A 20,566-nucleotide genomic window follows, 5' to 3' on the forward strand; every position below is an offset into this window, starting at 1 on the left:
CACTGTAGCTACAGAGATGGGCTTCGAATTCATCAGGCGGGTATCCGCCATTTCGCCTGCCGAAAACCCGCCAAAGGGCGGAAATCCGCCAAGCATTGTCCTACAAAGCGTATAGTCAATTTCCTACAAATGCCCGTGCAATAAGCCATTGCAGCGGTTTTGTGCAAAGTGGCCCGTGGCTTGCAAAGAGTGTTGCGAGAGTTGCCGATAGAGCAGCTCGAAACAACAAATCCCTCCAAGTACAGGAGGGTTCGCGCTTTAGGTATCAGCCGTCCCGGATGGAATGACGACGGTGTGATGCACTTGAGGAACTTTGCAATGACGACTCGTCAGCCACTGTACAAATCTCTGTATGTGCAAGTAATCGTAGCGATTGCTATCGGTATCTTGCTGGGCCATTACTACCCTGAAACCGGTGTTGCGCTTAAACCGTTGGGCGATGGCTTTATCAAATTGATAAAGATGGTTATCGCGCCCATTATTTTCTGTACGGTGGTGAGCGGTATCGCCGGCATGCAGAGCATGAAGTCGGTTGGCAAGACCGGTGGTTATGCGTTGCTGTACTTTGAAATTGTCTCGACCCTGGCCCTGATCATTGGTCTGGTGGTGGTTAACGTGGTGCAGCCAGGTGTTGGCATGCACATCGACGTGTCCACGCTGGATGCCTCTAAAGTCGCGGCTTACGTGACAGCAGGCGCCGATCAAAGCATCGTTGGCTTCATCCTCAACGTGATCCCGTCGACCATCGTCGGTGCGTTTGCCAATGGCGACATCTTGCAAGTGCTGATGTTCTCGGTCCTGTTCGGCTTTGCCCTGCACCGCCTGGGTGCCTACGGCAAGCCGGTACTGGACTTCATCGACCGCTTCGCTCACGTCATGTTCAACATCATCAACATGATCATGAAGCTGGCGCCACTGGGTGCACTGGGCGCCATGGCGTTCACCATCGGTGCTTACGGTGTGGGCTCGCTGGTTCAGCTGGGTCAACTGATGATCTGCTTCTACGTGACCTGCGTACTGTTCGTACTGCTGGTGCTGGGCAGCATCGCACGCGCTCACGGCTTCAGCGTCGTCAAGCTGATCCGCTACATCCGTGAAGAACTGCTGATCGTACTGGGTACGTCTTCGTCGGAATCGGCACTGCCACGCATGCTGGTGAAAATGGAGCGTCTGGGTGCTAAGAAGTCGGTAGTGGGTCTGGTGATCCCGACCGGTTACTCGTTCAACCTCGACGGTACCTCGATCTACCTGACCATGGCGGCCGTGTTTATTGCTCAGGCCACTGACACCCACATGGACATCACCCACCAGATCACCCTGTTGCTGGTGCTGTTGCTGTCGTCCAAAGGGGCGGCGGGTGTCACCGGTAGCGGCTTTATCGTACTGGCGGCGACCCTGTCGGCTGTAGGCCACTTGCCGGTGGCTGGCCTGGCGCTGATTCTGGGTATCGATCGCTTCATGTCCGAAGCCCGTGCCCTGACCAACCTGATCGGTAACGCAGTAGCGACTCTGGTAGTTGCCAAGTGGGTGAAAGAGCTGGACGTCGACGTGATGCAGCGCGAGCTGGCGTCGGGCGGCAGCCCGCTGGACAACACCCTGCCAGAAGACGATCAACTGGTTGCTGAAGGCCAGATGCCATCACAGGTCATGAAGTAACGCGAAGCGCCTGAAAAACCCATCTTCGGATGGGTTTTTTTATGGGCTTTATTCGACCCGGGCCTCGCCACTGAACACCAGCGTCTGGCGGCAGCGGCGGCACAGATAGCGCCGGCCTTGCTTGACCAGGTTATGGCGCTGGGCGCTGAAGGGGAAATCGCTGTCCGGGCATGGGCAGCGGTAGATGTAGCGCGTTGCGGTGCGTCGCTTGATCGTGTAGGTGTGGCAGCGGTTGGGCGGCAACTCGTAAACCCCGCGCATGATCAACTGCCATTCCTCGCCATGGGGCGCGATACGGTCGCCAAACAATTGGTGGGCAATCAGGTGTGCCACTTCGTGGGGGACGGTTTGCTTGAGAAAGTCTTCGCTGTTTTCTCGATACAGCTGCGGGTTGAAACGCAGCAGGTTCTCATGCAAGTGGGCAACTCCGGCCTTTTGGCCGCGCAGCTTGAAGCTGACTATAGGGCGCTTGAAGGGCCGCTTGAAAAACACTTCGGCCTGTTTGAAACAGTCTTCGACGCGGGTGTTGAGTAACTCGGGCATGCGGTTCGGGTCTCCAGAGGCGGCGATTATGCCGCAAGCGGAAAGGGTTCCGAAGCGCTTCGCGCTGAATGGTCTGCCCCCTCACTGTAGGAGCGAGCTTGCCTCGCGATCTTTTGATCTTCAAAAAATCGCGAGCACCTTTAAAGCAGGCTCAGGAGATATACGTCGGCCCAATCCCCAGCCCCCAAACGATCACGCTGAACGCGATAATCGCCACCAACACCACCAGACCCACGGCCAGGATCGAGCTTGAAAACAAAAAACCTTCATCCGGGTCGATGTTCATCACGGTCGGTACGCCCACGAACAACAGGAACACCGTGTAGCAAATGGCCGCCGTGCCCACCAGCAGCGCCAACCACATTTGCGGGTACAGCGCCGCGAGCCCGGCAATAAACAAGGGCGTTGCCGTGTAGGTGGCAAACGCCACGCAGCGGGCCATGCTCGGCACGGCATCGTAGGTGCGGGCCATCCAGTGGATAAAACTCGCCATGACGCCAACGCCCACCAGCATCGCCAGGTAAGACAAGGCGCTCATCCACAGCGCGCTGTCGAGGGTGAGCATGACCGGCGGATTACCGCCGATCTTCCAGCCCACCTGAGTAGTGCCGATAAACGCGCAAACCACCGGGATCGCCGCCAGGATCAAGGTGTGGGTGAAGTACATGCGGCTGACGCTTTTTTCGGCGTCGACACGGATCTCGCGCCACTCTTGATCAGGGTGGATAAAGAGACCTAGAACGTGATGGATCATGGCGCTCACTCCTGTTTCAAACGCATCGTCCTTGGTAGGGGTTCCCGCAGCCGCGCACGGGCACACACGTCTCTGGTGTGCCCGTGCAGGGCCTTGAATTGAGTATAGAAACCCTTGTACCGGACCGCCCTAGTCCTTTAGCGCTAATCACTTTGTTAGGTCCAGGCTTATCGCGATGTGGTCTAAGTGGGGGCGGGGGTTCGTGTGCGCGGTTTTTTTAAGTAAAATGCCCGGCTTTTGGTCTTAACTCGCGGAATTGAAGCGCTATGGGCACTCTCTCGGTCTCTCAACTTAAACTCCAGAAACGCCTGCGCCGATTGACCGGTGAGGCGGTGGCTGACTTCAACATGATTGAAGACGGCGACAAGGTGATGGTGTGCCTGTCGGGCGGCAAAGACAGTTACACGTTGCTGGATATGCTGCTGCACCTGCAAAAGGTCGCGCCGATCCAGTTCTCGATCGTGGCCGTGAACATGGACCAGAAACAGCCGGGCTTCCCGGAAGAGGTTCTGCCGGCGTACCTCAAGTCGCTGGGCGTTGAGTACCACATCGTCGAAAAAGACACCTACTCGGTGGTCAAGGAACTGGTTCCGGAAGGCAAGACCACCTGTTCGCTGTGCTCGCGCCTGCGCCGTGGCACCTTGTACACCTTCGCCGACGAAATCGGCGCGACCAAAATGGCCTTGGGTCATCACCGTGATGACATCGTCGAGACGTTCTTCCTCAACATGTTCTTCAACGGCACCCTCAAGGCGATGCCGCCCAAGTTGCGCTCCGACGACGGGCGTAACGTGGTGATTCGCCCGCTGGCGTACTGCAACGAGAAGGACATTCAGGCCTACTCGGATTTGCAGCAGTTCCCGATTATTCCGTGCAACCTCTGCGGCTCGCAGGAAAACCTGCAACGCCAGGTGGTCAAAGACATGCTGCAAGAGTGGGAACGCAAGAACCCGGGCCGCACCGAAAGCATCTTCCGCAGCCTGCAACACGTGAACCCGTCGCAACTGGCGGACCGCAACCTGTTCGACTTTGCCAGCCTGAAGATCGACGAAACCGCGACCCCGCGTTTCGTTAATCTGTTGAACCTCTAAGCCCGCTCACGGCTCTGAACCCCATGTGACACCCCACTGACCCAGAGGAGAGGGCATGCGCGACTACAAATGGCTGCACGAATATTGTTTGAACCGTTTTGGTTCGTCCGCCGCGCTGGAAGCCGAGTTGCCCGTTCCTCGCACGCCTGCTCAACTGCGCCAGATCCCGGACGACCGTTACCTGTCGACCCTGGCGCTGCGGGTGTTTCGTGCCGGGCTCAAGCACAGCGTGGTGGACGCCAAGTGGCCGGTGTTTGAAGAAGTGTTCTTTGGCTTCGACCCGGAAAAAGTCGTGCTGATGGGCGCTGAGCACCTGGAGCGGCTGATGCAGGACGCGCGGATCATTCGCCACTTGGGCAAGCTCAAGAGCGTGCCGCGCAATGCCCAGCTGATCCTCGACATTGCCCACGAACACGGCAGCTTCGGCGCGTTTATCGCCGATTGGCCGGTGACCGACATTGTTGGCTTGTGGAAGTACCTGTCCAAACACGGTAACCAGTTGGGCGGCCTGTCGGCGCCACGCTTCTTGCGCATGGTCGGCAAAGACACTTTTGTGCCGAGCTATGACGTTGTGGCGGCGCTCAATGCACAGAAGCTGGTCGATAAAGTACCGACCAGCCTGCGCGACCTGGCGATTGTGCAAGATGCTTTCAACCAGTGGCACGCTGAAAGCGGTCGGCCGATGTGCCAGTTGTCGCAGATGCTGGCGTTTACCGTGAATCACTGACCATGGGGTAGTGATAGACGGTTTGTCAGGTTGTTTACGGTTTGTCTGATTCTGGATAATATGTCTGGGTCTGCTCACTCGTCGAGGACCTGCCGCTATGCCAATCACTCTGCCCACCTATCAAGCGGTCATCGACGCGTCGAAGCGGCTCGAAGGGGTCGCCAACGTGACCCCTGTTCTGACCTCGCGCACGCTTGATAACGACATCGGCGCGCAGGTGTTTTTCAAATGCGAAAACTACCAGCGCACCGGCTCTTTCAAGTTCAGGGGCGCCTACAACTCGCTGGCTAAATTCACTGAGGCTCAGCGCCAGGGCGGCGTGGTTGCGTTCTCTTCGGGCAATCACGCCCAAGGCATCGCGCTGGCAGCGTCGTTGCTGAAGGTCCCGGCGATCATTGTCATGCCCACGGATGCCCCCGCAGCCAAGGTGGCGGCAACCAAGGGCTACGGCGCCGAGGTGATTTTCTACGACCGTTACACCCAGGACCGCGAAGCGATCGGCAAGGCGTTGGCCGCTGAGCGCGGCATGACGTTGATCCCGTCCTACGATCACCCGGACGTATTGGTCGGGCAGGGCACGGCGGCCAAGGAACTGTTCGACAGTGTCGGCCCACTGGACGCGCTGTTTGTCGGCCTGGGCGGTGGCGGCATGCTCTCGGGTACCACGCTGTCGACTCGCGCGCTGTCACCCGATTGCACCCTGATCGGGGTTGAGCCGCTGGCCGGCAATGACGGTCAGCAGTCGTTCAATTCAGGGGTGATTGTTCACATTGATACCCCCGACACCCTCGCCGATGGTGCGCAAACCCAGCACCTGGGGCAGTACACGTTCCCGATTATCCTCAACGGTGTTAACCGGATCGTCACGGTGACCGATGAAGAGCTGGTCTGGGCCATGAAGTTCTTTGCTGAGCGCATGAAGATGGTGGTCGAACCCACCGGCTGCCTGGGGTTGGCGGCCGTCAGAAAATACAAGGCTGAGCTTCAGGGGCAGCGTGTCGGCGTGATGATTACGGGCGGCAATATCGACATCGAGAAACTCGGCACACTTCTGCAGTCCTGAACCCCCAACGCTCTCTCACGCAGGTGATTCATGAACATCATAAGCACTGATGCGGCGTCGCCCCCGGCTGGCCATTATTCGCAAGCCATAAGCCACCAAGGCACGCTGTATATCTCGGGGCAACTGCCGGTTAGCCCCTCTGGCGCTCACAACCTCGACGCGTCGTTTGCTGAGCAGGCACAGATTGCGCTGAATAACCTGCTGGCCATTCTCAAGGCGGCGGGCGGCGAGCCGAGTGATTTGCTCAAAGTGACCGTTTACGTTGCCGGTGTGCAGCACTGGCCGGCCTTTGATCAGGTCTACGCGCAGCGGTTGGGCAGCCACCGCCCGGCACGTGCCGTGGTGCCGGTGCCCGAGTTGCATCATGGTTACTTGGTCGAAATTGAGGCCTTAGCGCGTGTCGCTGTAAACAGTGGCGCGGGACACGCCGAGGTGTGAAGCCACGGTCTCCATGGCTTTTCTGATGTCCAGCAGGCCCGCGTCTTTCAGTTCCTGTAGCAGCACTCTGCGGTCAGCCGCCTTGAGGGTGCGGGGCGTGGTGGCCAGGCGCGCAGCAAACTGATCAATCCGTGCCCGGATGGTCTCTGCGCCGCTGGGCTCGAGGGTTTCGTGCGGGCGTTCGCCGTGAAAGGCGCCGAACTGCTCGAGCATGCTCTGCAGCCCTTTGAACAGGGTCAGGTCGATGTTCATGCACAGCGCGGCCACGTAACGCCCCGAAGAATCCTTTATGCCGATCGAGGTGCTCTTGACCTGGCGACCGTCCTTGAACTGATTGGGGTAGTTGGCAATCACCTGCGGGTAGGCGGGGTCGGCAATGCGCGCCAGCCCCAGCTCGGTTGCCGGGTCCCCGACGGCCCTGCCGGACAGGTTGTTGTGAATGGCCAGAATGGCATGCTCGGGGTCGCGCAGATCATGCAAAACCACCTCGCAAAAGGGGCTGAACGTTTGGCTCAAGCCTTCTGCGATGTGCTCCATCTGACTGATGAGCGCCAGTTGCTCGGGGGTAGTGCGCTTCATGTCGAAGATTTCCAGCGTCAATAAACGGTTTCAATGAGGGGACGATAACAGCCTAGGCGCGGCTTTTCTCCGGGCCTTTGGATTTGAATGACTCATTCAGGAACGAGGCCAGCGCCTGGACTTTGCGCGACCTGTTTTTACGCGGCGGGATAAGCAGCAAAATCGGCGCGGTGTCGAACGCCCAGTCGCTCAGCACGTGGGTCAGGCTGCCTTGGGCTATCGAGTCGACCACGTCCCATTGCGAGCGCAACACCAGGCCCAGATCCTGCTCGGCCCAGCGCCGCGCCACAGCCCCGTCATTGCTGACCATGGCCGCCAGAATGCGCAGCGACTTGTGTTGCTGGCCCTGGCTCAGGTGCCAGAGCGTGGCGTGATCGGCATTTTCACGAATACAAATACAGCGATGCGCCAGCAAGTCTTCCGGCGTTTGCGGTGTGCCGTGCTGCTTCAAGTACGCGGGGCTGGCACACAGCCAGCGTTCATTGGAGGCCAGCGTGTGGGCGGTCCATGAGCTGTCACTGACCGGACCGATATGGATGATTGCATCGCAATGGTTACGGTCAGGCCAGGGGGCTTCTTGCAGGTCCAGCTCAACCCGCAGCTTGGGGTGCAGTTTGGCAAACCGGGCCAGCAACGGAGCAATGCGCAACCGGCCAAAGCCAAACGGCGCCGAGAGGCGGATCACCCCTTGCAGGCGTTCGTCGTCGGCCACCATCGAATCCGACAGCTCTTCAAGGGACCTCAGCAGCCGACGCCCTTCCTCGGCCATGCGTTCACCTTCTTCAGTCAGCACCAGGCGCCTTGCGTCACGGCTGGCAAGCTTGAGGCCCAGTTGCGCTTCCAGCTTGCGCAGGCGCATGGACAGCGCCGCCGTGGTGACCCGCAGCTTGCGCGCCGCTTCGCTTAACGAGCCGGAGTCGCAAAGGGTGGTCACCAGTTCCAGGTCGGAGAATGTGATCATTAAGCAATTCTTAATAAGTGATTAAGTGAACGTTAACCAAAAATATACCGTACATCCTACAGTTGCACGCTCACAGACACCCAAGAGAGCACTTTAATGACGGCTTGCATTGACACCCTCGATACCCCCGCAGCAGTGATCGACGTCACCCGCATGCAGCGCAACATTCAGCGCATGCAGGCGCAAGCTGACCGTTTGGGGGTGCGCTTGCGCCCGCATGTCAAAACCAGCAAGTGCGCGGCGGTGGTTGAGGCGCAAGTTGCGACGGGCGCCCAGGGCATAACGGTGTCCACACTCAAAGAGGCCCAGGCGTTTTTTCAGCAGGGCATCACCGACATTCTCTACGCCGTGGCCATGGCGCCGGGCAAACTCACCCAAGCCCTGGCCCTTCGCCGCGCGGGCTGCGGGCTGACGATAATCACCGACAGCGTGGCCGGGGCTAAGGCGATCACCGAGTTCGGTCGTGCGCAGGGCGAGTCGTTTGACGTTTTTATCGAAATAGACAGCGATCACCACCGCTCTGGTGTACGCAGCGATGACCCGGTGCTGGTCGAGATTGCGCGCATCCTGCACACAGGGGGCGCGGTGCTCAAAGGGGTGATGACCCATGCCGGGGAGAGCTACAGCCTGAACACCCTGGAGGCCTTGCAGGCGATTGCCGAGCTTGAACGCTCTGAATGCGTAAAGGCCGCCGAGGCTATTCGCGCTGCGGGTTTACCCTGCCCGGAGGTGAGCGTGGGCTCGACGCCGACGGCTTTGTCGGCGCTGCACCTGGAGGGCGTGACCGAACTGCGGGCCGGGGTGTACGTGTTTTTTGATCTGGTGATGCATAACGTCGGCGTGTGCCGCCTCGACGAATTGGCCTTGAGCGTGCTGACCACGGTGATCGGCCATCAGGCAGAAAAGGGCTGGATCATCACCGACTCCGGCTGGATGGCCATGAGCCGCGACCGTGGCACGCAGTCCCAGGCGAGCGATTATGGCTATGGGCTGGTGTGCGACAGCGCGGGCGAACTTATCGAAGGGCTGCAATTGCGCTCGGCCAACCAGGAACACGGCGTGGCGTCTTTCGAAAAAGGCCAGAACGTCGACATTGAGCAGCGCTTCCCGATCGGCACCCGCCTGCGTGTGTTGCCCAACCATGCCTGCGCGACAGGCGCGCAGTATTCGGCTTATCAGGCGCTGGATGAACGCGGCGAGGCCCGCCCATGGCCCCGCCACAACGGCTGGTGAGTATTTGGCGCTTACTCACCCGCCAGGCGGCGATCCAACTGGTAGCGCCAGCGCACAAACAGCAGCGCACTGACGAACACCGCCACGCTGGCGGCGATTTCCAGCAGGCCGAACAGTTGCCGGTTCGGATCGAATGCCGCCAGCGCGCCTTTGAGCAGGTACAAGTTCACCACGTAGCAGGTGAACGAGTGCCCGCGGGGGCTGCCCTTGAGCATGCCGGGCACGAGGATCAGCAGTGGCACCAGCTCAATCAGCAAGATCACCCAAGGGCGTGCGCCGTGCAGGTTGGCGAATACCAGGTAATACACGCACAACAAACCGATCAGGCCTAAAAAGCACGCCAGGCTGACCCCGCGCATCAACCGCACGCGGGGCGTGAGCCACTCGATCGGCGGCAACACCTTGGGCTTTTTAGCCACGCGGGCTCTCCAGCTTCTGGGCGGTAGCCGCCAAGCGCAGCCCCAGCGCCCGGCACAGGGCGATTTCGTGTTCATCCAGCTTGCGCTTGCCGTCAGCCCCTGCGTGATGGCTCGGGCCGTACGGCGTGCCGCCACCGGTGGTGTTGAGCAGCGCCGACTCGCTGTATGGCAGGCCGGTGATCAGCATGCCGTGGTGCAGCAACGGCATGATCATCGACAGCAGCGTGGTTTCCTGGCCGCCGTGCAGGCTGGCAGTGGAGGTGAACACGCCTGCGGGTTTGCCCACCAGCGCGCCGGTCAGCCACAGGTTGCTGGTGCCGTCCAGAAAGTACTTGAGCGGCGCAGCCATGTTGCCGAAGCGGGTGGGGCTGCCTAGCGCCAGGCCTGAGCAATTTTTCAGGTCATCGAGGCTGGCGTACAGCGCGCCGTCCTCAGGAATGCTCGGGGCCACGGCTTCGCACTCGGTGGAGATCGCCGGTACGGTGCGCAGGCGCGCTTCAATGCCGCCTTGCTCAATGCCGCGAGCAATGTGTCGGGCCATTTCGGCGGTGGCACCGTGGCGGCTGTAAAACAGCACCAGGATATAAGGCGCGCTCATGGCAGGATCTCCAGAACCTTTTCCGGTGGTCGGCCAATCACTGCTTTGTCACCGGCAACCAGAATCGGCCGTTCGATGAGCTTGGGGTGGGCTGCCATTGCCGCGATCAGTTGCTCTTCGCTGAGGCTGTCGTCGGCCAGGTTCAAGGCTTTGTATTCGTCTTCGCCAGAGCGCAGCAATTGGCGTGCGCTGAGGCCCAGTTTGCCCAGCAGGCTGCGCAGTTGCGTGGCCTCCAGCGGGGTGTCAAGGTAGCGCACCACGGTCGGTGCCAGGCCACGGGCTTCGAGAATTTCGAGTGCAGCGCGTGATTTAGAGCAGCGCGGATTGTGATAAAGCGTCAGATCAGTCATGAGCGGGTCGCTTCTTGCGTAAGGTGGCGGGTATTCTACCCGCCTCACAGGCGTGTCTGAACCGTGTGCGGTCATTGGTCGCCTGTTAATGTCTTTTGTTGGCTTAAATGAGAAGGAACAGCACATGTTCAAGCGACTGTTGGCGGCCACTGCCGTCGCCGCTACGTTATTGCTCGCCGGGTGCGGGAATGATTACGGGGTCGATCAACATGGAGAGAAGGTCGCGTCCGAACGTCTGGACAAACAATGGAAAGTGATCAACTACTGGGCCGAATGGTGCGGGCCGTGCCGCGTTGAAATCCCCGAGCTGAATGCGCTGGAAGGCCAGTTGCAGGGGCAATCGGTGGGTTTGTTCGGGGTTAACTTTGACGGTCTGCAGGGCAAAGAACTGAACGATGCCAGCACCGCGCTGGGCATCACCTTTACCGTCTTGGCCCAAGACCCGGCCGACACCTTTGACCTGCCGCGCAGTGAAGCCTTGCCGGTGACCTACATCATCGATGACAAGGGCAAAGTCCGCGCCCAGTTGCTGGGCGAACAAACCGCGGCGGGGATCCTGGCCAAGCTCAAGGAATTGAAGGGCTAGGCAGTGCCCTTGTAGGAGCGAGCTTGCCTCGCGATCTTTTGATCTTGGGGGTTGAGAGGGTTTTGGGGTCGCTGCGCAACCCATCGCAGCCTTCGTGCCTCGTCAGCGACTACAGGGTGACGCGATACAAGGAGCTGCCGCAGGCTGCGATCTTTTGATGTTGAAGGTTAATAGATCGCAGCCTACGGGTCAGCTATCTTCAGGCCACAGCCGCAACGGCAGGCCATTAGCCGGCCAGAAACGTACTTGCTCAATCGGCGAGATGTCCCAGCGTTCGACTGTCTGCAAGGCCTTGAAGAACCGTTGTTCTTGCTCCATCAACGCCGGGGCGCAGGCTTTGCGGGTGCTGCCGACCGGGCCAAAGGTCAGCTTGTCACCGTCCAGGGTGTACGACGCAAACCAGTGGTTACAACCGCCATTGCCATAGGCGCGGCCGCTTTCGTCGAAGGTCACGGTCAGGTGGCTGTAGTCCATCAACGGACGCTCACCAATCCATTCGACCACGTAAGCATGGTTGCGCTGCAATTGCGCGGAGTGCCCTGCGCAACCCACCAGGCTGGCGCCCAGCATGGCCAGCAGGAACCCGCGTTTCATAGCGCAGCCTTTTGGCATTGCGGGCACAGGTGCTTGCTGCCTTCAGTGCTCCAGCCCAACTCGGCAATCCGCGCGCTGGCTGCAGGTTTCTGGGCCTTGGTGCCCAGTTTGGCGTCGACCGCGAACTCGAATTTCAGTTCTTTGGCGCAGCCGTCACAGTTGACTTGCCATTCATGAATCGCCAGCTCACCGAATACCGGGCCGTTGGCCACGGCCACCCACTGACCGCGCGGGTTGATCAAGTGACGCACTTTTTCGACGTTCAGGCGCATGGACAAGTCCTTGCTGCCTTTGAGGGTCACGATCAGTACGTCGCCGTGCTGAATGGAGCCGCCGTTGCCGGTGACTTGATAACGGCCCGGCATCAATGCGCGGCATTCAATCAAGGTGTGCTGCGGGCTAAGCAGGTTGTAGCGGAAATCGTGTTCGACCATGGGTCCTCCAAATAGGCCGCTATGCTATCAACCTTCGACCAGGTTTTGTGGGGTGCCTTCACGCCAGGCGGCGATATTGTCCAGCGTGGTACTGGCAATCGCGCTCAGCGCCTCGCGGGTCAGAAAGGCCTGGTGCGCGGTGATGATCACATTCGGGAAGGTCAGCAGGCGCGCCAGTACGTCGTCTTGCAAGGGCAGGTCGGAGCGGTCTTCGAAGAACAACTGGGCTTCTTCTTCGTACACGTCCAGGCCCAAATAGCCCAACTGGCCGCTTTTCAGCGCTTCGATCAGGGCCGGCGTATCAACCAGCGCACCGCGCCCGGTGTTGATCAGCATGGCGCCATGTTGCAGGGTGGCCAGTGACTCGCGGTTGATCAGGTGCTTGTTATCGGCAGTCAGCGGGCAATGCAGGCTGATGATGTGCGAACTGGCGAGCAACTGCGCGAGGCTCACGTATTCGGCGCCCAGAGCTACCAGTTCGGCATTGGGGTACGGGTCAAAGCACTGCAGCTTGCAGCCAAAGCCGGCCATGATTTTGCCGAAGGTGGCGCCGATCTGCCCGGTACCGACGATGCCGACGGTTTTGCCCACCAGATCAAAGCCGGTCAAACCGTGCAGGGTGAAGTCGCCCTCGCGGGTGCGGTTGTAGGCGCGGTGCAGGCGTCGGTTGAGCGCCAGAATCAACGCCACGGCGTGTTCCGCCACGGCGTGCGGCGAGTACGCCGGTACCCGTACCACGCTCAGCCCCAGGCGTTTGGCCGCCGCCAGGTCAACATGGTTGTAACCGGCGGAACGCAGGGCGATCAGGCGCGTGCCTGCAGCCGCCAGTTGCTCAAGCACCGGGGCGCTCAAGTCGTCATTGATAAACGGGCAGACCACTTCATAGCCATGGGCCAGCGCGGCGGTATCGAAGCTCAGGCGCGCCGGTTGAAAGTGCAGTTCAAGGTCGCCGGGCTGTGTGGCGGCGATAAAACTGTCCTGATCGTAGGTCTGGCTGCTGAAAAGAATCGTGCGCATCAGTGCTTCCTTGGCAATGGGTGATACCGCAAACAGAGGTTACGCCGAGCTGCGCGCTTCTTGCGCCAGACGCAAAATTGCCTGGTCGAGTTCTTCAAGGGCAGCGTCGGCGGCCGGGCTTTCTTGCTTGAGCAGGGTTTCGCTGCGCTGACAGGCGCCGCGCAATTGTGGCACGCCGCAGTAACGGGTCGCGCCGTGCAAGCGGTGTACGCGCTCGATCAAGGCCACGGTGTCGTTGTCTTCACGAGCCTGAAGGATGGCCAGGCGGTCGGTTTCCAGCGACGCCAGCAACATCGACAGCATGTCGGCAGCCAGATCGGCCTTGCCCGCCGCCAGGCGCAAGCCTTCCTCGGCATCGAGCACCGCCAGTTTGTTGGCCTGGCGTACGGGCTCCTGGGGGCCGTCGCTGCCTTGATTGCGCAAGGCCAGGCCGGTCCACTTCAGCACCACTTGCGCCAGTTGGCGTTCGCTGATGGGTTTGGTCAGGTAATCGTCCATGCCGCTTTGCAGCAAGGCGCGCTTCTCGTTGGCCATCGCATGGGCGGTCAGCGCGACAATCGGCACCGGCGTAGATTGGCGCTGTTGCTCCCACTGGCGCAGCACTTCGGTGGTTTCGCGGCCATCCATGCCGGGCATTTGCACGTCCATCAGGACCAGATCGAAGTCTTCGGCCTTGAACGCATCGACGGCGGCGTAACCGCTGTCAACGGCCGTGACCTTGGCACCCATGTCTTCGAGCAGGGTTTGTACCAGCAGCAGGTTGGCGGGGTTGTCATCCACGCACAAAATTCGCGGCGCCCGGCTGGCCAGTATCTCGCCGGGCTCGTGACGGGGTTGCTGCGGGTTGATGAGTTCGATGAGCGAGCGACGCAATTTGCGCGTGCAGGTCGGCTTGGCCTGGAGCTGGTTGTGGGGGTTGGGCACGGCGGTATTGAACAGCGCCAGCTCCGTGGTCGGGCACAGCACCATGACCTTGCAGCCCAGGTGCTCAAGGTCCCAGATGTGCTGGTTGAGGCGCTCTGGCGGGATGTCATGGGCCGTCACCCCCAGCACCGCCAGCTCAATCGTGTTTTCGGTTTGGTGGGCGGTGGTCACGCCGTTGGTGAGGTTGTCCAGGGTCAGGTACGGGGTCACGCTCAAGCCGCAATCTTCAAGCTGGTGGAGCATGGCCTGGCGGGCCAGGTCGTGTTTTTCCAGCAAGGCCACGCGGTGGCCGAGCAACGGCGCAACGGGCAGGTCTTCAATATCATCATGGGCTTTGGGCAGGTTGACGCTGATCCAGAACACAGAGCCTTCACCCGGCTGGCTTTCGACGCCAATCTCGCCGCCCATTTGCTCCACCAGACGCTTGGAAATGACCAGGCCCAAACCGGTCCCGCCGGTTTGGCGCGACAACGAATTGTCAGCCTGACTGAAGGCCTGGAACAGCGCCCGCACATCCTGATTGGTCAGGCCGATGCCGGTGTCTTGCACGCTGATGCGCAGTTGTACGCCGCCGCTGGTTTTGTTGTCGTCGTCATCTTCAAGCATGGCCCGCACGGCGATCGTGCCTTCGCGGGTGAACTTGATCGCGTTGTTAACCAGGTTGGTGAGGATCTGCTTGAGCCGCAGCGGGTCGCCCACCAACGACAGCGGCGTGTCGCGGTACACCAGGCTGACCAGCTCCAGGCCTTTCTCGTGGGCCGAGGGGGCGAGCATGGTCAGGGTGTCCTGGAGCAAATCGCGCAGGTTGAACGGGGTGCTGTCGAGCACCAGCTTGCCGGCTTCGATTTTCGAGAAGTCGAGAATCTCGTTGATGATGCCGAGCAGGTTGTCGGCCGACTTTTCGATGGTGTGCAGGTAATCGAACTGGCGAGGGGTGAGTTCGCTTTTTTGCAGCAGGTGGGTGAAGCCCAGAATGCCATTGAGCGGCGTACGGATTTCGTGGCTCATGTTGGCCAAAAATTCTGACTTGATGCGGCTGGCTTCAAGGGCTTCCTTGCGTGCCAGGTCGAGTTCCAGGTTCTGGATTTCGATGGTTTCGAGGTTTTGGCGTACGTCTTCGGTGGCTTGGTCGACGCTGTGTTGCAGCTCTTCCTGCGCGTTCTGCAAGGTTTCGGCCATGCGATTGATGCCCGAGGCCAGCTCGTTCAGCTCCTGGCTGCCCAGTTCTGGCAGGCGGGTTTGCAACTGGCCGTCCTTGAGTTGGGACACGGCTTGCTTGATTTGGTCCAGCGGTGAATTGATCGTGCGGCTCATGCGCAAGGCCAGCAGGGTGGTCAGCACCAGACCGGTGGCGATCAACAGCAGGCTGGCGAACAGGCTGCGGTAGCCGCGCAGCAGCATGTTGTGGTGCGACAGCTCCAGTTCGACCCAGCCCAGCAGGCGGTGGGCTTCATTGGGGATGACGTCGCCCGCCAGGTTGCGATGGCGGCCGAATACCGGGAGCAAATAGCGCGTGGCATCGCTGTCGGTGCGTTGCAGCAATTGCGAGCTGTTACCCATCGGCGCCTGATTGAGCATGGTCGGCCCGGCGTGGGCCAGCGGCTCGTGATTGGCGCTCAAAAACGCCACGGCGCGCACGTCTTGCTGGTCAAGGGACTCGCTGGCAATACGTTGCAGCAAGGCCGTGTCATGCCGACCCATGGCAGGCGCAACCAGCGGCGCGAGTTGCTCGGCGATCATTTCACCGCGTTGCAGCAACTGCGACTCCAGCTCTGATTGCTGCAGCCATGTGAAGTAGCTCCCCAGTACGACCGCCATCAAGGTGACGGGCAGCAAGGTCAGCAGCAATACGCGGCCTTTTATCCCGAGGTTTGTCAGCACACCACTCTCCAGCCCGGCATTGATCAATGCATCCTTATGACGTTCGTTATAGATCAGCTCGCAGTGTAGCCATTTGATACGTGGCAAATCTTTGTAAATTTATCTCCAGGGCGAACAGCGCCCACTTAAAGGCAATGCAACGGCCATGCCGGTTGCTCGTGCAGGCTCAATCTTGAATAATCAGCGATTGAGAATGACTAGCAGACGTTAATGAATCCCGTAGCCGTTCAGCCCTCGCGCCTTTTGGCCATCGAAGACGACCCCGTTCTGGGCACCTATTTGCATGAGCAATTGGTGCGCTGCGGGTTTGAGGTGGTGTGGTGCCAAAACGGCCAGGAAGGCTTGAGCCGCGCCAGAGATGAACACTTTGATGTGGTGTTGATGGACATCTTGTTGCCGGGCATGAATGGCCTGCAAGTGCTCACGCAGTTGCGCCAGACCCATGCCCTGCCGGTGATTTTGATGTCGGCGCTGGGAGCGGAGGCCGACCGCATCAGCGGGTTTCAACTGGGCGCCGATGACTACCTGCCCAAGCCGTTCAGCATGGCCGAGTTGCGTGTACGAATTCAGGCCATCTTGCGCCGGGTGGCGCTGGACCGCATGCCGCCGCAAGCGCCGGTGTTGGCCGAAAGCGCGTTGGTGCTCGATGAAGACGCGGCCGACGCCCGTTACGGCCAGCAGTGGGCCGGGTTGACCCGCAGTGAGTACCGTTTGCTCGACACCCTGCAACGCAACGCCGACGAGGTGTTGAGCAAGCCGTTCCTTTATCAGCAAGTGTTGCAGCGTGGCTATTCAGCCCATGACCGCAGCCTGGACATGCACATCAGCCAAATCCGTCGCAAGCTCAAGGCCATCGGCTATCACGAGCGGGAAGTGCGCACGGTGTGGGGCAAAGGCTATGTGTTGAGCGCCAGCGATGCGCTCTAAGTTGCCCGGTAAACACTCGTTATTCTGGAAGCTGGCGTGTTTGCTGGTGGCTTTCTGCTTGTTGATGATCTGGCTCAGTTGGTCCTGGGGCCGCTACATGGACAAACGCACCGGCTATTTAACCGATGAGGCCAAGAGCACACTGATTGGTTATGCCGGTGAAGCCGAACAGGCCTGGAACCGCGGCCAGCAAACCGGCGTCGATCAATGGCTGCAAGCCTTCGGCAAAACCGAGCGGGGCTGGGTCGGCGTGCTCGGCCCGGATTTGCAGTCGCTGAGCAGTTATCCGTTGAGAGACCAGGAAGCGCAGCGCATGACCTTTTTGCGCGGGCTGGACTGGCCCATCAGCCATATCAACCGCGTGCGCCCGTGGATCAAAGTACCGTTCCCCAAAGACCCGTCTGCCGGTTACCTGGTGATTGAACTGCCGCAGCGCTACATGCCGGGGCTTTCGCAACTGGTCTGGCGCTTTTTGATCAATGGCGTGATCCCCGGAGTGTTCACCCTGCTGCTGTGCGTGGGGCTGTACCGACTGCTGATCGTGCCGCTGAACCAGTTGCGTGAGCAGGCCAATGCCTGGCGGGCCGATCAGTTGGGCGTGCGGCTGTCGAGCCAGACCACCAGCCGTCAGGACGAACTGGGCGAATTGGGCCGCGCGTTTGATCAAATGTCCGAACGCTTGCAGACCACGGTCAACCAGCAGCAACAGTTGCTGCGCGATTTGTCCCACGAACTTCGTACACCGTTGAGCCGATTGCGCGTGGCCTGCGACAGCGAACAGGCTGTTGAAGCTCTGCGCGAGCGCTTGAGCCGCGAAGTGGACGGCATGCAACGGCTGGTTGAAGACACCTTGCAACTGGCCTGGCTGGATGCCGAGCGCGGGCCACTGCCGGTCGAAGACATCCAGATCCAGGCGTTGTGGGAGATGCTCACCGAAAACGCGCGTTTTGAAAGCGGCTGGCCCCAGGCGCGGCTGCCGTGCAACCTCGACGCCAACTGCTGGGTCAAAGGCCACCTCAACAGCCTGGCGCAGGCGCTGGAAAACATCCTGCGCAACGCCATTCGGCATTCCCCGGCAGAAGGCACCGTTAGCCTCAATGGCCAGCGTGAAGGCGATGAGTGGCACCTGTGGCTCGACGACCAGGGCGGCGGTGTGGCCCCAGAAGCCCTTGAGCGCATCTTTGCCCCGTTTACCCGTCTCGACGGTTCACGCCCTGGTGATGGCGGCTTTGGCCTGGGCCTGAGCATCGCACGCAACGCCTTGCGCCTGCAGGGCGGCCGCTTATGGGCGCAAAACACCGAACACGGGCTGCGCGTGCACCTGCGCCTGCCCATCGCAGACCCGCCCCACCTGTAGGAGCGAGCTTGTCTCGCGATCTTTTCACGATCAAAAGATCGCGAGGCAAGCTCGCTCCTACAAATACTATTTCTTCTGCTTATAGCCTTTAGCCATAAGCTTCACACTTTGCGTGATATGGGCTCTCGGTGTTTGTCGGTATGATGTGCGACCCCGCAGTCTGGATTGCGAATACGCCATGACCTTGCAGTACCCAACTATCGCCGATTGCATCGGTAACACGCCGCTGGTGCGCTTGCAGCGCCTGCCTGGCAACACCACCAATACGTTATTGCTCAAGCTCGAAGGGAATAACCCGGCGGGCTCGGTCAAGGACCGTCCTGCGCTGTCGATGATCACCCGCGCCGAAACGCGTGGGCAGATCCAGCCCGGCGATACCTTGATCGAGGCCACCTCGGGCAACACCGGGATTGCTTTGGCCATGGCCGCTGCGATCAAGGGTTACAAGATGATCCTGATCATGCCGGACAACTCCAGCGCCGAGCGCAAGGCCGGGATGACCGCCTACGGCGCCGAGCTGATTCTGGTCAGCCAGGAAGAGGGCATGGAAGGGGCTCGCGACCTCGCCGACAAGCTGCAGGCCGAAGGCCGTGGCAAGGTCCTCGACCAGTTCGCCAACGGTGACAACCCTGAGGCGCACTACACCAGCACAGGCCCGGAGATCTGGCGTCAGACCCAGGGCACGATCACCCATTTCGTCAGCTCGATGGGCACCACGGGCACCATCATGGGTGTTTCGCGCTACCTCAAAGAGCAAAACCCCAACGTGCAGATCGTCGGCTTACAGCCGATGGAAGGCGCGGCCATTCCGGGCATCCGCCGCTGGCCGACCGAATACCTGCCGAAAATCTATCAAGCCGAACGGGTTGACCGGATTGTCGACATGGCCCAACGCGAAGCCGAAGACGTGATGCGTCGTCTGGCCCGCGAAGAAGGCATCTTCTGCGGCGTGTCCTCGGGTGGTGCGGTAGCCGCCATGCTGCGCCTGTCGCAAGAAGTCGAAAACGCCGTGATTGTCGGCATCATCTGCGACCGTGGCGACCGTTACCTGTCGACTGGCCTTTACGATGCGCCCAACTGATGGCTAAGCAAGAGAGAGGCCTGCGCTTCCAGCCCGCTGGCGGCACCAAGGCCCCGCAAGTGCCTACGGGTAAAAAGCAGCGTTTGAGTATCGAACGCCTGGCGAACGACGGCCGTGGTATTGCCTTTATTGAAGGGCGCACCTGGTTTGTGTCGGGAGCTTTGGCCGGTGAAGAAGTCGAAGCCCGGGTGCTGGGGGCACACGGCAAAGTGGTCGAGGCGCGCACTGAGCGGGTCTTCACCGCCAGCGCCAGCCGTCGCGAGGCGCCGTGCAAGCTTGCCGGCAAGTGCGGTGGGTGCAGCGTGCAACATCTGCCCCATGACGAACAGCTTGCACTGAAACAGCGCATGCTCGCCGAGCAACTGACCCGCGTGGCCGGTGTTGAGCCCGACGAATGGGCAGCGCCGTTGACCGGGCCAGAGTTTGGCTATCGGCGCCGGGCCCGCATCGCGGTGCGCTGGGACACACGGGCCAAGCGACTGGACGTTGGCTTTCGGGCTGCCGGCAGTCAGGACATCATCGCCATCGACCACTGTTTGGTGCTGGTACAGGCTTTGCAACCTATCATGAGCGGGCTGCCGGCCATGCTGCGCCAATTGAGCAATCCGAAAGCCCTGGGGCATGTCGAGTTGTTCAGCGGTTCGGCGAATGCCGTGTTGCTGCGCCATATGGCGCCGCTCAGCGCAGCCGACGTGCAGGTTTTACAGAATTTTTGCGCCACCCATCATGCCCAGTTGTGGCTACAGGGCGATGGCGAGCCGCAACCGGTCGATTTGACCCAGACCTTGGGCTACCGTTTACACCAGTGGGACCTGGAACTGGCCTACCGGCCGGGTGACTTTGTTCAGGTCAACGCCGGGGTCAACGAAGCCATGGTTGCGCAAGCGCTGGACTGGCTGGCGCCGCAGGCTGACGAACGGGTTCTTGACTTGTTCTGTGGGCTGGGTAATTTCGCATTACCCCTGGCGCGTCAGGTACGCGAAGTGGTGGCCGTCGAGGGCGTTACGACGATGGTCGAACGCGCCGCGCAAAACGCGGTCAGTAACAAGCTGCATAATGCAGCGTTTTTTCAGGCCGACCTGTCGCAGCCCTTGGTGGATGCAACATGGGCCTCGCAGGGTTTTGCCGCTGTCCTCCTTGACCCGCCGCGTGACGGGGCCTTTGAGGTGGTGCGCAAGCTGTCGGGGCTGGGGGCCAAACGTTTGGTCTATGTGTCGTGTAACCCGGCTACGCTGGCCCGCGACACGGTTGAGTTGATGAAACAGGGGTATCGGTTAAAACGTGCCGGAATCCTCGATATGTTCCCGCAAACCGCGCATGTCGAGGCGATGGCGTTATTTGAAGCAGACTAGG

At 60.4% G+C, this 20,566-nt stretch carries 22 protein-coding genes; 11 read left to right on the forward strand and 11 right to left on the reverse strand.

The window, feature by feature from the left end; translation table 11 throughout:
* Positions 1 to 318 precede the first annotated feature (318 nt).
* Entirely contained in the window at positions 319 to 1,656 is a 1,338-nt protein-coding gene (locus tag GHO32_RS14800; RefSeq protein WP_153333840.1) for a dicarboxylate/amino acid:cation symporter, read from the forward strand.
* Positions 1,657 to 1,704: 48 nt separating this feature from the next.
* Here the strand turns inward: GHO32_RS14800 and GHO32_RS14805 are convergent, their stop codons facing one another.
* Positions 1,705 to 2,199 (reverse strand): SprT family zinc-dependent metalloprotease, encoded by a 495-nt coding sequence (locus tag GHO32_RS14805; protein ID WP_153333842.1) that lies wholly within the window; start codon positions 2,197 to 2,199, stop codon positions 1,705 to 1,707.
* A gap of 151 nt (positions 2,200 to 2,350) precedes the next feature.
* A complete protein-coding gene (locus GHO32_RS14810) occupies positions 2,351 to 2,953 on the reverse strand; it encodes a Yip1 family protein (RefSeq protein ID WP_153333844.1) in 603 nt (200 codons plus the stop codon).
* Between the two features lie 266 nt (positions 2,954 to 3,219).
* Here GHO32_RS14810 and ttcA point away from each other — a divergent pair, with 266 nt between their 5' ends.
* From ttcA to GHO32_RS14830, 4 genes are all read left to right on the forward strand, one after another.
* Positions 3,220 to 4,044 (forward strand): tRNA 2-thiocytidine(32) synthetase TtcA, encoded by an 825-nt coding sequence (ttcA, locus tag GHO32_RS14815; protein ID WP_153333846.1) that lies wholly within the window; start codon positions 3,220 to 3,222, stop codon positions 4,042 to 4,044.
* A gap of 55 nt (positions 4,045 to 4,099) precedes the next feature.
* Positions 4,100 to 4,771 (forward strand): DNA-3-methyladenine glycosylase I, encoded by a 672-nt coding sequence (locus GHO32_RS14820; protein WP_153333848.1) that lies wholly within the window; start codon positions 4,100 to 4,102, stop codon positions 4,769 to 4,771.
* Between the two features lie 97 nt (positions 4,772 to 4,868).
* On the forward strand, positions 4,869 to 5,834 hold the full coding sequence (locus GHO32_RS14825) for a threo-3-hydroxy-L-aspartate ammonia-lyase (RefSeq protein ID WP_153333850.1): 966 nt from the start codon (positions 4,869 to 4,871) through the stop codon (positions 5,832 to 5,834).
* A 30-nt stretch (positions 5,835 to 5,864) separates the two neighbouring features.
* Positions 5,865 to 6,272 carry a RidA family protein gene (locus tag GHO32_RS14830; RefSeq protein WP_153333852.1) on the forward strand — a complete coding sequence of 136 codons (408 nt, stop codon included), beginning with the start codon at positions 5,865 to 5,867 and terminating at the stop codon, positions 6,270 to 6,272.
* Here GHO32_RS14830 and GHO32_RS14835 read toward each other — a convergent pair.
* Positions 6,225 to 6,851 (reverse strand): transcriptional regulator, encoded by a 627-nt coding sequence (locus GHO32_RS14835; protein WP_153333854.1) that lies wholly within the window; start codon positions 6,849 to 6,851, stop codon positions 6,225 to 6,227. The genes GHO32_RS14830 and GHO32_RS14835 overlap by 48 nt on opposite strands.
* 52 nt (positions 6,852 to 6,903) lie before the next feature.
* The gene (locus tag GHO32_RS14840; RefSeq protein WP_153333856.1) at positions 6,904 to 7,812 is read right to left on the reverse strand and encodes a LysR family transcriptional regulator; all 909 of its coding nucleotides are present in this window, start codon (positions 7,810 to 7,812) and stop codon (positions 6,904 to 6,906) included.
* 96 nt (positions 7,813 to 7,908) lie between these two features.
* Here GHO32_RS14840 and GHO32_RS14845 point away from each other — a divergent pair, with 96 nt between their 5' ends.
* The gene (locus tag GHO32_RS14845; protein WP_153333858.1) at positions 7,909 to 9,045 is read left to right on the forward strand and encodes a DSD1 family PLP-dependent enzyme; all 1,137 of its coding nucleotides are present in this window, start codon (positions 7,909 to 7,911) and stop codon (positions 9,043 to 9,045) included.
* A gap of 11 nt (positions 9,046 to 9,056) precedes the next feature.
* Here GHO32_RS14845 and GHO32_RS14850 read toward each other — a convergent pair whose 3' ends face one another.
* The 3 genes from GHO32_RS14850 to arsC are packed head-to-tail and all read right to left on the reverse strand — an operon-like array spanning position 9,057 to position 10,412.
* Positions 9,057 to 9,464 carry a DUF2069 domain-containing protein gene (locus GHO32_RS14850; protein WP_368668469.1) on the reverse strand — a complete coding sequence of 136 codons (408 nt, stop codon included), beginning with the start codon at positions 9,462 to 9,464 and terminating at the stop codon, positions 9,057 to 9,059.
* Positions 9,457 to 10,062 (reverse strand): NAD(P)H:quinone oxidoreductase, encoded by a 606-nt coding sequence (gene wrbA, locus GHO32_RS14855; RefSeq protein ID WP_048386760.1) that lies wholly within the window; start codon positions 10,060 to 10,062, stop codon positions 9,457 to 9,459. Before wrbA ends, GHO32_RS14850 begins: the two co-directional genes overlap by 8 nt.
* On the reverse strand, positions 10,059 to 10,412 hold the full coding sequence (arsC, locus tag GHO32_RS14860) for an arsenate reductase (glutaredoxin) (RefSeq protein WP_153333862.1): 354 nt from the start codon (positions 10,410 to 10,412) through the stop codon (positions 10,059 to 10,061). The genes wrbA and arsC overlap by 4 nt, the downstream gene beginning before the upstream one ends.
* Positions 10,413 to 10,536: 124 nt before the next feature.
* Between arsC and GHO32_RS14865 the strand changes: the two genes are divergently transcribed.
* Complete coding sequence (locus tag GHO32_RS14865; protein WP_048369713.1) at positions 10,537 to 10,998, forward strand: TlpA disulfide reductase family protein; 462 nt, start codon at positions 10,537 to 10,539, stop codon at positions 10,996 to 10,998.
* Positions 10,999 to 11,187: 189 nt separating this feature from the next.
* Here the strand turns inward: GHO32_RS14865 and GHO32_RS14870 are convergent, their stop codons facing one another.
* From GHO32_RS14870 to GHO32_RS14885, 4 genes are read right to left on the reverse strand one after another with little or no spacing between them, the layout of a single operon-like run.
* A complete protein-coding gene (locus GHO32_RS14870; RefSeq protein WP_153333864.1) occupies positions 11,188 to 11,592 on the reverse strand; it encodes an META domain-containing protein in 405 nt (134 codons plus the stop codon).
* Positions 11,589 to 12,026 (reverse strand): hypothetical protein, encoded by a 438-nt coding sequence (locus tag GHO32_RS14875; protein ID WP_048369716.1) that lies wholly within the window; start codon positions 12,024 to 12,026, stop codon positions 11,589 to 11,591. Before GHO32_RS14875 ends, GHO32_RS14870 begins: the two co-directional genes overlap by 4 nt.
* Before the next feature lie 27 nt (positions 12,027 to 12,053).
* The gene (locus GHO32_RS14880; RefSeq protein ID WP_153333866.1) at positions 12,054 to 13,043 is read right to left on the reverse strand and encodes a 2-hydroxyacid dehydrogenase; all 990 of its coding nucleotides are present in this window, start codon (positions 13,041 to 13,043) and stop codon (positions 12,054 to 12,056) included.
* Between the two features lie 39 nt (positions 13,044 to 13,082).
* Positions 13,083 to 15,848: a response regulator gene (locus GHO32_RS14885; protein ID WP_368668470.1), complete on the reverse strand. Its 2,766-nt coding sequence runs from the start codon at positions 15,846 to 15,848 to the stop codon at positions 13,083 to 13,085.
* 210 nt (positions 15,849 to 16,058) lie between these two features.
* Between GHO32_RS14885 and GHO32_RS14890 the strand changes: the two genes are divergently transcribed.
* The 4 genes from GHO32_RS14890 (at position 16,059) to rlmD (ending at position 20,565) form a co-directional block, all read left to right on the forward strand.
* On the forward strand, positions 16,059 to 16,775 hold the full coding sequence (locus tag GHO32_RS14890) for a response regulator transcription factor (RefSeq protein ID WP_048386768.1): 717 nt from the start codon (positions 16,059 to 16,061) through the stop codon (positions 16,773 to 16,775).
* Entirely contained in the window at positions 16,765 to 18,132 is a 1,368-nt protein-coding gene (locus tag GHO32_RS14895; protein ID WP_153333869.1) for a sensor histidine kinase, read from the forward strand. The genes GHO32_RS14890 and GHO32_RS14895 overlap by 11 nt, the downstream gene beginning before the upstream one ends.
* Before the next feature lie 178 nt (positions 18,133 to 18,310).
* A complete protein-coding gene (gene cysM, locus GHO32_RS14900) occupies positions 18,311 to 19,213 on the forward strand; it encodes a cysteine synthase CysM (RefSeq protein WP_153333871.1) in 903 nt (300 codons plus the stop codon).
* The gene (gene rlmD, locus GHO32_RS14905) at positions 19,213 to 20,565 is read left to right on the forward strand and encodes a 23S rRNA (uracil(1939)-C(5))-methyltransferase RlmD (RefSeq protein ID WP_153333873.1); all 1,353 of its coding nucleotides are present in this window, start codon (positions 19,213 to 19,215) and stop codon (positions 20,563 to 20,565) included. Before cysM ends, rlmD begins: the two co-directional genes overlap by 1 nt.
* Position 20,566 lies beyond the last annotated feature (1 nt).

Origin of the sequence: Pseudomonas sp. FSL R10-2189 (genome assembly GCF_009600325.1) — a bacterium.
Lineage (GTDB): Bacteria > Pseudomonadota > Gammaproteobacteria > Pseudomonadales > Pseudomonadaceae > Aquipseudomonas > Aquipseudomonas helleri.

Excerpts from the sequence above, each read along its gene's own strand:
- GHO32_RS14895 (WP_153333869.1), top strand. The coding sequence starts at position 16,765 with ATGCGCTCTAAGTTGCCCGGTAAACACTCGTTATTCTGGAAGCTGGCG.
- GHO32_RS14870 (WP_153333864.1), bottom strand. The coding sequence starts at position 11,592 with ATGAAACGCGGGTTCCTGCTGGCCATGCTGGGCGCCAGCCTGGTGGGT.
- GHO32_RS14830 (WP_153333852.1), top strand. The coding sequence starts at position 5,865 with ATGAACATCATAAGCACTGATGCGGCGTCGCCCCCGGCTGGCCATTAT.
- GHO32_RS14840 (WP_153333856.1), bottom strand. The coding sequence starts at position 7,812 with ATGATCACATTCTCCGACCTGGAACTGGTGACCACCCTTTGCGACTCC.
- ttcA (WP_153333846.1), top strand. The coding sequence starts at position 3,220 with ATGGGCACTCTCTCGGTCTCTCAACTTAAACTCCAGAAACGCCTGCGC.
- arsC (WP_153333862.1), bottom strand. The coding sequence starts at position 10,412 with ATGACTGATCTGACGCTTTATCACAATCCGCGCTGCTCTAAATCACGC.
- cysM (WP_153333871.1), top strand. The coding sequence starts at position 18,311 with ATGACCTTGCAGTACCCAACTATCGCCGATTGCATCGGTAACACGCCG.
- GHO32_RS14825 (WP_153333850.1), top strand. The coding sequence starts at position 4,869 with ATGCCAATCACTCTGCCCACCTATCAAGCGGTCATCGACGCGTCGAAG.
- GHO32_RS14875 (WP_048369716.1), bottom strand. The coding sequence starts at position 12,026 with ATGGTCGAACACGATTTCCGCTACAACCTGCTTAGCCCGCAGCACACC.
- GHO32_RS14835 (WP_153333854.1), bottom strand. The coding sequence starts at position 6,851 with ATGAAGCGCACTACCCCCGAGCAACTGGCGCTCATCAGTCAGATGGAG.
- GHO32_RS14865 (WP_048369713.1), top strand. The coding sequence starts at position 10,537 with ATGTTCAAGCGACTGTTGGCGGCCACTGCCGTCGCCGCTACGTTATTG.
- GHO32_RS14810 (WP_153333844.1), bottom strand. The coding sequence starts at position 2,953 with ATGATCCATCACGTTCTAGGTCTCTTTATCCACCCTGATCAAGAGTGG.
- GHO32_RS14845 (WP_153333858.1), top strand. The coding sequence starts at position 7,909 with ATGACGGCTTGCATTGACACCCTCGATACCCCCGCAGCAGTGATCGAC.
- GHO32_RS14800 (WP_153333840.1), top strand. The coding sequence starts at position 319 with ATGACGACTCGTCAGCCACTGTACAAATCTCTGTATGTGCAAGTAATC.
- rlmD (WP_153333873.1), top strand. The coding sequence starts at position 19,213 with ATGGCTAAGCAAGAGAGAGGCCTGCGCTTCCAGCCCGCTGGCGGCACC.
- GHO32_RS14805 (WP_153333842.1), bottom strand. The coding sequence starts at position 2,199 with ATGCCCGAGTTACTCAACACCCGCGTCGAAGACTGTTTCAAACAGGCC.
- GHO32_RS14890 (WP_048386768.1), top strand. The coding sequence starts at position 16,059 with ATGAATCCCGTAGCCGTTCAGCCCTCGCGCCTTTTGGCCATCGAAGAC.
- GHO32_RS14880 (WP_153333866.1), bottom strand. The coding sequence starts at position 13,043 with ATGCGCACGATTCTTTTCAGCAGCCAGACCTACGATCAGGACAGTTTT.
- wrbA (WP_048386760.1), bottom strand. The coding sequence starts at position 10,062 with ATGAGCGCGCCTTATATCCTGGTGCTGTTTTACAGCCGCCACGGTGCC.
- GHO32_RS14820 (WP_153333848.1), top strand. The coding sequence starts at position 4,100 with ATGCGCGACTACAAATGGCTGCACGAATATTGTTTGAACCGTTTTGGT.